Origin of the sequence: Lelliottia sp. RWM.1 (assembly GCF_016859735.1) — a bacterium.
GTDB lineage: Bacteria > Pseudomonadota > Gammaproteobacteria > Enterobacterales > Enterobacteriaceae > Enterobacter.
In genome coordinates this window covers 14107-26481 of the sequence record NZ_WLVC01000023.1, presented here as the reverse complement: position 1 = coordinate 26481, position 12375 = coordinate 14107, and the positions used below count along the sequence as shown (strand labels likewise).

13 protein-coding genes, 2 pseudogenes and 1 riboswitch are annotated in these 12375 nt (G+C 48.5%); of the genes and pseudogenes, 7 read left to right on the top strand and 8 right to left on the bottom strand.

Annotated elements, in window-relative coordinates:
• Positions 1–91: 91 nt before the first annotated feature.
• The 5 genes from manX (at position 92) to mntP (ending at position 4248) form a co-directional block, all read left to right on the top strand.
• Positions 92–1054: a PTS mannose transporter subunit IIAB gene (manX, locus tag GF617_RS16200; RefSeq protein WP_203452090.1), complete on the top strand. Its 963-nt coding sequence runs from the start codon at positions 92–94 to the stop codon at positions 1052–1054.
• Positions 1055–1101: 47 nt separating this feature from the next.
• Positions 1102–1902, top strand: a complete 801-nt coding sequence (locus GF617_RS16195; RefSeq protein WP_203452089.1) for a PTS mannose/fructose/sorbose transporter subunit IIC — start codon at positions 1102–1104, stop codon at positions 1900–1902.
• Positions 1903–1914: 12 nt separating this feature from the next.
• Positions 1915–2766, top strand: coding sequence for a PTS mannose transporter subunit IID (locus tag GF617_RS16190; protein WP_181619788.1), 852 nt, complete (start codon positions 1915–1917; stop codon positions 2764–2766).
• A gap of 55 nt (positions 2767–2821) precedes the next feature.
• Positions 2822–3280, top strand: coding sequence for a DUF986 family protein (locus GF617_RS16185; RefSeq protein ID WP_181619789.1), 459 nt, complete (start codon positions 2822–2824; stop codon positions 3278–3280).
• Between the two features lie 199 nt (positions 3281–3479).
• Positions 3480–3671: riboswitch (yybP-ykoY riboswitch) on the top strand.
• A 10-nt stretch (positions 3672–3681) separates the two neighbouring features.
• Entirely contained in the window at positions 3682–4248 is a 567-nt protein-coding gene (gene mntP / locus GF617_RS16180) for a manganese efflux pump MntP (RefSeq protein WP_181619790.1), read from the top strand.
• Here mntP and rlmA read toward each other — a convergent pair.
• The 7 genes and pseudogenes from rlmA to mgrB all read right to left on the bottom strand — a co-directional run bounded on the left by rlmA (position 4245) and on the right by mgrB (position 9487).
• The gene (gene rlmA, locus GF617_RS16175) at positions 4245–5060 is read right to left on the bottom strand and encodes a 23S rRNA (guanine(745)-N(1))-methyltransferase (RefSeq protein WP_203452088.1); all 816 of its coding nucleotides are present in this window, start codon (positions 5058–5060) and stop codon (positions 4245–4247) included. The two genes, mntP and rlmA, sit on opposite strands and share 4 nt — an antisense overlap.
• Before the next feature lie 67 nt (positions 5061–5127).
• Complete coding sequence (gene ftsI, locus GF617_RS16170; RefSeq protein WP_239006505.1) at positions 5128–6876, bottom strand: peptidoglycan glycosyltransferase FtsI; 1749 nt, start codon at positions 6874–6876, stop codon at positions 5128–5130.
• A 189-nt stretch (positions 6877–7065) separates the two neighbouring features.
• Positions 7066–7275, bottom strand: coding sequence for a transcription antiterminator/RNA stability regulator CspE (gene cspE, locus GF617_RS16165; protein WP_001062678.1), 210 nt, complete (start codon positions 7273–7275; stop codon positions 7066–7068).
• Between the two features lie 12 nt (positions 7276–7287).
• Positions 7288–7432 (bottom strand): annotated as a pseudogene (locus tag GF617_RS16160) (DUF2627 domain-containing protein).
• Positions 7433–7959: 527 nt separating this feature from the next.
• A pseudogene (locus GF617_RS16155) lies at positions 7960–8949 on the bottom strand (MBL fold metallo-hydrolase).
• A gap of 23 nt (positions 8950–8972) precedes the next feature.
• Positions 8973–9269 (bottom strand): YebO family protein, encoded by a 297-nt coding sequence (locus GF617_RS16150; RefSeq protein ID WP_181619796.1) that lies wholly within the window; start codon positions 9267–9269, stop codon positions 8973–8975.
• Between the two features lie 74 nt (positions 9270–9343).
• Positions 9344–9487, bottom strand: a complete 144-nt coding sequence (gene mgrB / locus GF617_RS16145; protein WP_181619797.1) for a PhoP/PhoQ regulator MgrB — start codon at positions 9485–9487, stop codon at positions 9344–9346.
• A 160-nt stretch (positions 9488–9647) separates the two neighbouring features.
• Between mgrB and GF617_RS16140 the strand changes: the two genes are divergently transcribed.
• Positions 9648–9887, top strand: coding sequence for a YobH family protein (locus GF617_RS16140; protein WP_181623777.1), 240 nt, complete (start codon positions 9648–9650; stop codon positions 9885–9887).
• 64 nt (positions 9888–9951) lie between these two features.
• Here GF617_RS16140 and kdgR read toward each other — a convergent pair whose 3' ends face one another.
• Positions 9952–10743: a DNA-binding transcriptional regulator KdgR gene (gene kdgR, locus GF617_RS16135; RefSeq protein ID WP_181619798.1), complete on the bottom strand. Its 792-nt coding sequence runs from the start codon at positions 10741–10743 to the stop codon at positions 9952–9954.
• 178 nt (positions 10744–10921) lie between these two features.
• Here kdgR and GF617_RS16130 point away from each other — a divergent pair, with 178 nt between their 5' ends.
• Positions 10922–12295, top strand: coding sequence for an MFS transporter (locus tag GF617_RS16130; protein ID WP_181619799.1), 1374 nt, complete (start codon positions 10922–10924; stop codon positions 12293–12295).
• Positions 12296–12375: the final 80 nt, after the last annotated feature.

The window sequence follows — 12375 nt, the reverse complement described above, 5'->3', positions numbered from 1 at the left end:
AACCCTTATCTGAATCGATTCGGTTCGCCGACGACGATTCTTAATACACCTGCCTTGCAGGCGTATCAATGATAATAAAAGGAGGTAGCAAGTGACCATTGCTATTGTGATAGGCACACATGGTTGGGCTGCAGAGCAGTTGCTCAAAACAGCAGAAATGCTGCTGGGCGAGCAGGAAAACGTCGGCTGGATCGATTTCGTTCCCGGTGAAAATGCCGAAACGCTGATTGAAAAATACACTGCTCAGCTGGAGAAACTGGACACCAGCAAAGGCGTGCTATTTCTCGTTGATACATGGGGAGGCAGTCCATTCAATGCTGCCAGCCGCATTGTCGTCGATAAAGAGCATTATGAAGTTGTCGCAGGCGTAAATATTCCCATGCTGGTGGAAACACTGATGGCACGCGATGACAATCCGAGTTTTGACGAATTGGTTGCGCTGGCGGTCGAAACGGGTCGTGAAGGCGTGAAAGCGCTCAAAGCACAATCGGTCGCGAAGCCTGCACCTGTTGCTGCTGCAGTTAAAGCGGCTGCACCCTCGAAACCCATGGGGCCGAACGATTACATGGTTATCGGGCTTGCACGTATCGATGACCGTTTGATTCACGGTCAGGTGGCAACTCGCTGGACGAAAGAAACGAACGTCAAACGCATCATTGTGGTTAGCGATGAAGTCGCGGCAGACACCGTACGTAAAACGCTTCTCACCCAGGTCGCACCTCCGGGCGTGACTGCCCACGTTGTGGATGTTGCCAAGATGATCCGCGTCTACAACAACCCGAAATATGCGGGTGAGCGTGTAATGCTCCTCTTCACCAACCCCACTGACGTTGAGCGTGTGGTTGAGGGGGGAGTGAAACTCACCTCAGTTAATATCGGCGGTATGGCTTTCCGTCAGGGTAAAACGCAGGTGAATAACGCGATTTCAGTCGATGAGAAAGATATCGAAGCATTCAACAAGCTAAATGCACGCGGTATTGAGCTGGAAGCCCGTAAGGTTTCCACTGACCAGAAACTGAAAATGATGGATTTGATCGGCAAAGTTGGGAAATAACCCCACGCTGATTTTTCACATAAAGCTTATGTTATAGGAGAAGTACAATGGAGATTACCACTCTTCAGATTGTGCTGGTGTTCATCGTTGCGTGTATTGCGGGTATGGAATCCGTACTTGATGAATTTCAGTTCCACCGCCCTCTGGTGGCCTGTACGTTAATTGGCGCCGTTTTGGGTGACATGAAAACCGGCATCATCATCGGTGGTACGCTGGAAATGATTGCGTTGGGCTGGATGAACATTGGTGCAGCTGTTGCACCTGATGCAGCACTGGCATCCATCATCTCTACCGTTCTGGTCATCGCGGGTCACCAAAATATTGGTGCTGGTATTGCGCTTGCAATCCCGCTGGCAGCTGCGGGTCAGGTTCTGACCATTATCGTTCGTACTATCACCGTTGCCTTCCAGCACGCGGCTGATAAAGCCGCTGACAGCGGAAACCTGACGGCACTTTCATGGCTCCACGTTTCGTCTCTGTTCCTGCAGGCGATGCGTATTGCCATTCCAGCGGTCATCGTTGCTATTTCTGTCGGTACTAGCGAAGTGCAGGGCCTGCTGAATGCGATTCCAGAAGTCGTTACCGGTGGTCTGAATATCGCAGGTGGCATGATCGTTGTAGTCGGTTACGCAATGGTCATCAATATGATGCGCGCGGGCTACCTGATGCCGTTCTTCTATCTCGGCTTCGTGACTGCGGCGTTCACTAACTTCAACCTCGTTGCTTTGGGTGTGATTGGCGCAGTAATGGCTATTCTGTACATCCAGCTTAGCCCGAAATATAACCGCGTAGTGGGTGCACCAGCGCAGGCTGCTGGTAACAACGATCTCGATAACGAACTGGACTAGCAGGTGAGCGAAATGGTTGATATGACTAAAACTACCACTGAGAAGAAACTCACTCCGGGTGATATTCGTGGCGTGTTCATTCGTTCTAACCTGTTCCAGGGTTCATGGAACTTCGAACGTATGCAAGCGCTGGGCTTCTGTTTTTCTATGGTTCCGGCAATTAAACGCCTGTATCCGGAGAACAATGAAGCGCGCCGCCAGGCGATTAAACGCCATCTGGAATTCTTTAACACCCATCCTTATGTTGCCGCGCCAGTTCTGGGTGTAACACTGGCAATGGAAGAACAACGCGCAAACGGTGCAGAGATTGACGATGGTGCAATCAACGGTATCAAAGTTGGCCTGATGGGACCATTGGCGGGTGTTGGTGACCCCATCTTCTGGGGTACGGTTCGTCCTGTGTTTGCAGCTCTCGGTGCAGGCATCGCGATGAGTGGCAGCCTGCTCGGCCCATTGTTGTTCTTTATCCTCTTCAACGCGGTCCGTCTGTTAACCCGCTACTACGGCGTAGCTTACGGTTACAGCAAAGGTGTCGATATCGTTAAAGATATGGGCGGTGGCTTCCTGCAGAAACTGACCGAAGGGGCGTCAATTCTCGGCCTGTTTGTTATGGGCGCATTGGTTAACAAGTGGACGCACGTCAACATACCACTGGTGGTTTCCACCATCACTGGTCAGGATGGTCAGACTCGTGTTACTACCGTGCAAACTATCCTCGACCAACTGATGCCGGGCCTGGTCCCACTGTTGTTGACCTTCGCCTGTATGTGGCTGCTGCGTAAGAAAGTGAATGCGCTGTGGATCATCGTTGGCTTCTTTGTCATCGGCATCGTCGGCTATGCTATCGGCCTGTTAGGTCTGTAAGTTATCGTGTAACGCAACCGGGGGCATGCCCCCGGTTTTTTTATCTGGAGGTAGAATGACTGTCACGGACATCGTGTTGGTTTTGTTTATTGTTGCCCTTCTGGCTTACGCCATCTATGACGAATTCATTATGCCCCGCCGCAATGGCGAGACGCTGCTTACCATCCCTCTCCTGCGCCGCGGACGCGTCGATGCCTTCATCTTCGCGGGTCTGGTGATGATCCTGATTTACAATAATGTAATGAACCACGGTGCAATATTAACCACATGGTTATTATGTGCGCTGGCATTAATGGCCGTTTACCTGTTTTGGATCCGCACACCGAAAATACTCTTTAAAAATCGCGGATTTTTCTTTGCTAATGTGTGGATAGAATATAACCGTATTAAAGAGATGAATTTATCTGAGGATGGCGTTCTGGTCATGCAATTAGAACAGCGACGTCTGCTAATTCGGGTTAAAAATATTGATGATCTGGAGAAAATATACAAATTAATGGTTAATATTCAATGAGTTAATATTATAGCATTGGCTATATATTGCGATAATTTTATGCAATATATATATAGCCAAAGCTATATTATGCCATTTAATTCACGTATATTTATTAACGTTTCTTTCACGATTAAATCTAAATGAAAATCGTTATCAATTAGTTAATGAATTAATACTTTCCTGTTGTTGTTTTATATTCTCAAAATATGTTAAGGTTGCGCCCGTCGTTGGGGAGTAGCCGATTTCCTGTTTTCAGGAAATGTGCGTGTCAACATACTCGTTGAAAAACGTGGCACGTACGGATCGCTTTCTGCACTTTTCTGGGTGCAAAGAGGATCAGGCGAGACCATAGATACATCAACTGCTGTTTACTGGGGGCAGTGATGTGTCATATGGATATCCCCGGTCTGGACGCACACATGAATATCTCAGCTACGATCCTTCTTGCCTTTGGCATGTCAATGGACGCCTTTGCAGCCTCTATTGGTAAAGGTGCTACGCTCCACAAACCAAAATTCTCTGAAGCACTACGTACAGGTCTTATCTTTGGTGCTATCGAAACGCTGACGCCTCTGGTTGGCTGGGCAATGGGAATGCTGGCCAGTCAATTTGTTCTGGAATGGAACCACTGGATTGCATTTGTACTGCTGGTATTTCTGGGCGGGCGAATGGTCATTGAAGGTTTTCGTGGGAACAGCGATGAAGACGAAGAACCTCAGCATCGCCATGGTTTCTGGCTACTGGTAACAACCGCTATCGCGACGAGCCTTGATGCTATGGCGGTCGGCGTCGGCCTGGCATTCCTGCAGGTCAATATTATTGCCACCGCCCTGGCTATTGGCTGTGCCACATTGATCATGTCCACGCTGGGTATGATGGTCGGTCGATTCATCGGTCCACTGCTTGGCAAACGCGCCGAGATCCTCGGCGGTATTGTCCTGATCGGAATCGGGGCTCAAATTCTGTGGGCCCACTTCGCCGGTTAATCTTCTCGCTGCCAGCAGTGGATACTGAAATCTGTCTGGCAGCAAAACTCAGCTTGTTTCGCTAACGTTTCCCACACTTCCGGTTTCGCTCTCCAGGCAAATGGTGTCATTTGTAACAAGGCGACGGCTTCCTCTCCCTTCAGCGACATATCATAGGCCACAGACAGTTCTTGTTTCAGCGCAAAACCGGCCAGTTGTTCAGAATGCGATGCGTGCAAGTGCACCTCATTGTAGATCAGCCCTTTCAGTTCCATAAGATGTCGTGGCCCCGGCGTGACTGTAATCACCCAGCCTCCGGGTTTGACGACTCGTGCAAGTTCTTCTGCCTTACAGGGAGCATAGATACGGATGACAGCATCCATACTTTCATCATCAAATGGCAACCTGTGACTGGATGCCACACAGAATACCACCTGCGAATAACGTTTTGCGGCCGCACGGATAGCCACTTTTGCGACATCAAGACCATAGGTTTCAGCCCCCTTCTCACGCGCCACATCGGCAAACATCGCAGTGTAGTAACCTTCACCACACCCGATATCAAGGATTGCTGCCGCGCTTTCAGGAAGTATTTCTTTCAGGATGCCTGCAACGGTTTCCCTGAGGGGATGATAATGTCCGGCATCAAGAAATGCCCGTCGTGCCTGCATCATCTCCGCGCTGTCTCCCGGGTCACGGGACCGCTTATATTGGACAGGAAGAAGATTCACGTATCCCTCTTTTGCCATATCAAATTGATGCCCCTGCGGACAAATGAAACTTTTCTCAGAGCGCATTAACCGGGCATGGCAAAGTGGACAACTGAAAGACATAGTGACTCCAGACAATATTGAAAGGGCGAAAGTGTACCGCTATTCGCCCTGGTAGAAAACGCCTGGGTTAACGCATCACAATAAGATGGCTGGAATCTGCAGGTAATCCATCAGGCTGAACATTTTCAATACGCAGAACATTACCCATTATCTCGCTAAAAACCGGTGCAGACACAGCTCCACCATAGTAATCGCCATTTTGTGGATCATTGATCACCACCACCAGCGCGAATCTCGGATTGCTGGCAGGTGCAACACCTGCCGTGTAGGCAACATACTTGTCGACATATTTACCGTCATCACCAATTTTTTTGGCTGTACCAGTTTTTACCGCCACACGATAGTCGCGAACAGCAGCCTTAATCCCTCCGCCGCCTGGTAGTGCGACACTTTCCATCATATGCTCAACTTCATGAGCAATGTTTTCAGGCATTACCCGGTGACCGATCACCGGAGGATCGATCCGAGTGATCGATAAGGGACGCTCAAGCCCATAGCTGCCAATTGTCGCGTAAACATGTGCCAGTTGTAATGGCGTCACCATCAGGCCATAACCAAAGGCAAACGTTGCTCGGTCCAGTTGACTCCAGAATTTACGCTGGGGTACTAACCCATCACTTTCACCGGTTAAACCAAGACCCGTTGTCGTACCAAAGCCAAAACTCTTGTACGTATCAAGCAGTCGCTGGATAGGCATAGCCAACGATAAGCGGGAAACGCCGGTATCACTCGATTTTTGCAAAATACCTGTCATGCTCAGCTCGGGATAATAACCAACATCGCGGATCCGATGCCCATCAAGTGTATAGGGATGAGTATCAATGACGCTATCAGGCTGTACCAGACCTTGCTGTAGTGCGGTCATCAGCACCAGAGGTTTAACCGTAGAGCCCGGTTCAAAGGTATCGCTAATGGCACGATTGCGGAAATCATTGAGCGTAGCACCATCACGATTATTTGGGTTATAGTCCGGGAAACTCGCCATGGAGAGGATCTCACCGGTTTGCACATTGATCAAAACGGATGCGCCTGAATCGGCTTTATTCCAGACAACGGCATTATCCAGCGCATCTTCTGTGATCGTTTGCAGGCGTTCATCAATACTCAACTGGATGTTATGTGCAGGTACTGGCGCATTCTCCGTCAGATTCTCGATGACATGCCCGTAGCGATCTTCCCTCACCTGTCTGACACCCGCCTTGCCTGTGAGCTGTGCGTTAAAGCTTTTTTCAATACCTTCGATACCTTGCCCATCAATGTTGGTAAACCCAATGAGATTCGCAGCAACATGCCCTGCTGGGTAAAAGCGCCGGGATTCATCGCGTAAATTGATACCAGGCAAATTGAGTTTGTCGATCCACTGCGCCTGTGAAGGGTCAACCTGGCGTGCGAGATAGATAAAACGTCCTTGTGGATTACTGTTAATTCGGGATGCCAGAGTACTAAGAGAAATATGGAGCGCATTTGCAAGCGCCTGCCAACGATCATCAAACCCGACACCGCCTTTTGCCAGCACCGTTTTAGGATCGGCCCACACAGCTCTTACCGGAACACTTACTGCGAGAGGTCGGTTTTCACGATCGACGATCATTCCCCTTGGTGAATCAATTGCCACCTCACGTAATGAGCGCATATCTTCCTGTTTAACCAGATTGTCAGGTTTAACAATCTGCAGCCAGGCGACACGCCCCAACAGAAATGCCAGACTACAGAAAATGGCAAAACACAGCAGTGCAAAACGAGCCGGCGTAAAGCTTCCGGCAGAAGTGATAGTTTTCTTTTTCACCTGAACCCCAGGTTTGTTAAACAACGCCATGATTTAACGAGAAAAGACGTCCAGATGGGGAAAAAACTATGCTAAAAACCTCGTAGCTTTGCAACAAGTTACTAACAAGGAGCGAATTCGTAATATTCTGAAAGATAAGGTAATAAAAAAGCCCCGCGAAACGCGAGGCTTTATGTCTGAGTGCGAAGCGCGAATGCACTTCTGTCAGCAGAGGTTCGATCAGATAGCGGTTACGTTAACTGCAGCCGGACCTTTCTGGCCGTCCTGAATTTCGAACTCAACGTTCTGGCCTTCAGCCAGAGTTTTGAAGCCATTACCCTGGATTGCAGAGAAGTGTACGAACACGTCTTTGCTGCCGTCAGCAGGAGTAATGAAACCAAAACCTTTAGACTCGTTGAACCACTTAACTTGACCTTTAATCTTTGCCATTTGCAAAATTCCTTAGAGTGTTTTCTTAGCCCGCAGGCATTGACTTAGATAAAACTGAGACATTACTGCTTGAGGCACTAATATAAGGTTCGGCAGAGAAGCGGTATTCAACGACAACGTCTTTACTCAGGACTTCTTTACTGAAAATGCCACACATAAACAGAACTGTACCTCGTTTGACCCAAAACGTGTTATCACATACAACGTTAATTATGGCAAGCCATTTTTAAACGTGTCTAGATCCGCTGCACAAATTCCGATGCTGCCCTGCAACATACTGCACAATTATGCGTAATGAGCAGGAACCGCATAGCCAGTCTTACGCGCTTTCCGTTGTGTTAACAACCGCTGTAATCTAAGACTTTTTTACCATAGCTCAATCATTTCACCCCGTCTACACCTCAAAAAAAGTTTCTTGATTGCAATGATTGAGTTAGAACAATTTATGAAAAGTTATGCTGAAATCATCGTAACGCATCGGGATTGTTATGATGACAATTCAATGTTAATACACTCTCTTGCTTTGTATTAAAATTAGACAATTAATAATTGTCCTATATGCACCAAAATAATGAAATTTTTATGACTCTGCCTCAAAAGAAGGCAAGCAAAACGTTTCGATTAAAATAAAACAATAGTTAAGGGCTTCAAATACAGAATATATGCAATAGAACGACATATTGTTTACAAGGATAAATATTCACCAACTTTAAGTATCCTGAATGAATCATTTACTGCTGCTAAATTAGAGAGTGTCTGTGTTAACTCACAAACAGGGTCATCAAGGGACTCATCCCCCAATTCAAAAACGCCCCAATGGATCGGAAAGGCGAGTGGCTGGCCCAGTTGCAGCCAAAGCGACACGGCACTCTGCGGATCCATATGATGGGCTGACATGAACCACCGTGGTGCATAGGCTCCAATCGGTAACGCTGCGGCATCAATTTTTCCGAGTCGTTCAGGTATGCTGAGCAAATCAGGAGAAAATCCCGTATCACCACTAAACCAGAAACGATGATTGCGGCCCTCAAATACCCAACCACACCAAAGCGACTGGTTGCGATTCCACAATGTACGCATACTCCAGTGCTGAGCCGGAACGGCAGTCACTGTCATCCCTTGCCAAATGACGCTTTGCCACCAGTCAAGTTCAAACACATTTTTCGCCCCACGCCGGCGAAACCAGCTTGCCAACCCCAAAGGTACAAAGAGGCTCACATCGGGAAAACGCCGCAATATGCGATGAACCGTAGCAACATCGAGATGATCATAATGATTATGAGAGATAACCAGCGCATCAAGGTGCGGGAGTTTTTCTACGGTAATGGCTGGCGGGGTTTTACGTTCAGGACCTCAAAAGGGTATTGGTGATGCGCGTCGGGAAAAAACCGGATCGGTAAGAATGTAGTTACCATCCATTCGCAGCAGCAGGCTCGCATGACCCAGCCACCAAACTGCGTCGGCCTGTACATCATTCAGTTCAACAGGTTGCCACCATTCACTGATAAATGCGGCATAGCCCGCTGAGGGAGGTTTGGGTAAGCTCGCCTGTTTACGCTCTTTGCGCCAGCGATCGACATCACCAGGCCGGTGTTCGACAGAATAGGTATTACGAAAACCGGTCGGCGTGTGATGTTTCAGGGAGGGGTCATACCAGGGATTCTTCCGGACCACAGCCACCTCCCACTTACGGCAGATTAACGCTCAGCAACCAGGCGAATAAAATCATCGTCGCCTTCGTCTTCTTTCACTTCCGCTGACGCTTCTTTTGGTGCTTCTTTCTCTTCAGGTTCGTTTGCTTCACATAGTCGACGCAGCAAGGCATTCTGTCGTTTTTGCTGATCGAGCAGCGCTTCCAACAGTTCGATCTGCTCGCTGGTGCGAGAACTGGCGCGATTAACAAAAAACCAAAGAACCAGCCCTACAATCAGTACGACCAAAGAGACCACCAGGGATGCCATGTTCAGCAGCCCCGAATTTTGTAACTCACCCATTTCACCACCTCAATAAAAGCACCCATTTTACCACTGGTGGGAAAGAAGGAAATCATCTTGAGAAAAAATGCGTCTTACCACGGGATAAATTTATTGATTACGCAAACGCCGCTAAAAAACTGTACATCCTGATCGCACATCACATTGATAGTTTGCGTCCAAAGCACAACGCTTGCTATCAGCACAATAACCAGAATTACCCAGCGTATTTTTTTCACTCCACACTCCGTCTTAAGACCTGATGTGTCCAGGTTATCACGCTTATCTTAAACAAGGACTAACTGTAACTGCATCAAGTGTTTTTTCAGAATCATACTCTTGCTTCATGGCATAAACTGGATACGCTTAATAGTATGACAAGTAAGAAAAAGAGGCATGATGCGTCTACTCATTCGAACCATTGTTGTATTGGCAATTCTGTGGATTGGCCTGCTGCTGTCGGGTTACGGCATACTGGTAGGAAGCGCCGAGAACGCTGCTGGCTTAGGTATCCAGTGCAAGTACATCACAGCGCAAGGCATCAGCACAGCGCAGTATCTCCATTCGAACAGCGGCTTTATCGGCCTGACGAACTGCCCTGTTCTGCGTAAGATGGCTGTCGTTATTGATAATGGCTAATTTATAACTATTGGCCCACAAAAAAACGCCGCACATGTGCGGCGTTTTTATTTCCGTTAATACGTTAAAACGGATAGTCGTTGTAACCCATCTGCTCGGAGATTTTCCGGGCTGCGGTATGTAACATCGCAACGTATTCGTGCAAACGCTCTTCCGAGAAGCGCAGTGTTGGGAAAGAGATACTCAGCCCCGCGATAACCACGCCAAAACGGTCAAATACAGGAACACCAATGCAACGCAAGCCTTCTTCCTGTTCTTCGTTATCTTCGCCGTAACCCTGTACACGAACCTGATCCAGTACCGTTAATAGCTCATCGGTACTGGTGATAGTGCGGTCCGTACTACGTTTGTACTCAACCCCTTCGAGGATTTGCACTACCTCTTCGCGATCGCGCCAGGCCAACAGTACTTTACCAATCGCGGTACTATAGAGTGGATTACGTCGGCCAATACGCGAATACATACGCAGGTTGTACATAGAGTCAATTTTGTGGATATAGACAATACTGTCTTCATCCAGCGCCCCCAGGTGAACCGTCTCTTTCGTCAGACGAGAGAGTTCGCGCATCTGAATATCGGCACTACGGATGAGATCTACGTTTTGCAACGCCCGAGCACCTAATTCAAACAACTTCAGCGTCAGAGAGTATTTTTCAGACTCACCTTCTTGCGCGACATAACCCAGAGATTTCATGGTTTGCAAAAAGCGATAAACGGTGCTTTTCGACATCATCACACGCTGCGACAACTCTGTAATACCAATTTCACGCTCTTCTCCGAGCGCCTGCAAGATGCCAAACACCTTCAGCACGGAAGAAACAGAATCTGGCTGCTTATCCAAATCTGCGATTGCCATTTATCACCTCATAGAGAGTGTTTTATAAAAATCAGAACCGGTTTTTATTATAAATTCACGGTCGGCTCCCTGCAATCAATCCGCGTTTACTTCGTTACAAATCTGCGACATAAAACCGAATTAACAATGCTAAAATAGTTACTCTGAGAATAATTACACACTGAGCTATTCATCAATAATGGAAAAAAACCTTTCCGATGGTCTGCCATTGCCCCAGCGCTATGGCGCAATTGCCACAATCATTATTGGCATTTCAATGGCGGTTCTCGACGGTGCAATTGCTAACGTTGCATTACCCACTATCGCCAGCGATCTGCACGCCTCTCCTGCCAGTTCCATCTGGATAGTTAACGCGTATCAGATAGCCATTGTTGTCTCTTTGCTTTCACTCTCTTTTCTGGGTGATATGTTTGGTTACCGCCGCGTTTATCAATGTGGTCTGGTGGTTTTTACGCTGACCTCTCTGTTTTGCGCTTTGTCTGATTCACTTCACACCCTGACCATAGCCCGTATCGCGCAAGGTTTTGGAGGGGCGGCCTTAATGAGCGTCAACACAGCGTTAATACGCCTCATCTATCCACAACGTCACCTTGGGCGTGGCATGGGCATTAACTCATTCATTGTGGCTGTCTCTTCCGCTGCTGGCCCCACTATTGCTGCAGCCATCTTGTCCGTCGCATCCTGGCAATGGCTGTTTTTGATTAATGTACCGCTTGGGGTCATTGCCTTGGTTTTTGCCCTTCGCTTTTTACCTGCTAATGGCGCAAAAAGCACCGCCCCACGTTTCGATCTGCCCAGTGCTGTGATGAATGCCCTGACCTTCGGTCTGCTCATTACTGCGCTTAGCGGCTTTGCTCAAGGGCAATCACTCGCATTAATCGCAGTCGAAATCGTGGCGATGCTGGTCATTGGTTTCTTCTTTGTGCGTCGCCAGTTGGCGATGCCTGTTCCACTGCTGCCTGTCGACTTGTTGCGTATTCCACTGTTTTCGCTTTCCATCGGTACATCCATTTGCTCCTTCTGCGCCCAAATGTTGGCCCTGGTATCTCTGCCCTTTTTCCTGCAAAGCATCGTCGGCCGTACCGAAGTCGAAACAGGGTTACTTCTCACTCCATGGCCGCTGGCGACAATGGTGATGGCTCCACTGGCAGGTTATCTTATTGAGCGAGTTCATGCAGGTTTACTGGGGGCTCTGGGGCTACTGGTGATGGCAGCAGGTCTTTTTGCCCTCGCGCTGTTGCCGTCATCACCAACAGATGCCGACATCATCTGGCGCATGGTGTTGTGTGGCGCAGGTTTTGGTCTGTTCCAGTCACCTAACAACCATACGATTATCACCGCAGCTCCACGAAACCGGAGTGGCGGAGCCAGCGGAATGCTGGGCACTGCGCGTTTACTTGGACAAAGTACAGGCGCAGCACTGGTCGCTTTGATGTTCAATCTTTCAGGCCAAAGCGGTACACATGTTGCCCTGCTGCTGGCCGGCTCACTTGCCACTTTCGCTGCCATTATAAGCGGTCTGCGTGTGACCCAACCCCGAACTGAGGCGTAAAAAAACCGGGTGGCGATGATGCTATACCCGGCCTTTGGAACGTTAGACGTGTTTGCCGGAATCTCCGGCAAACACCTTTA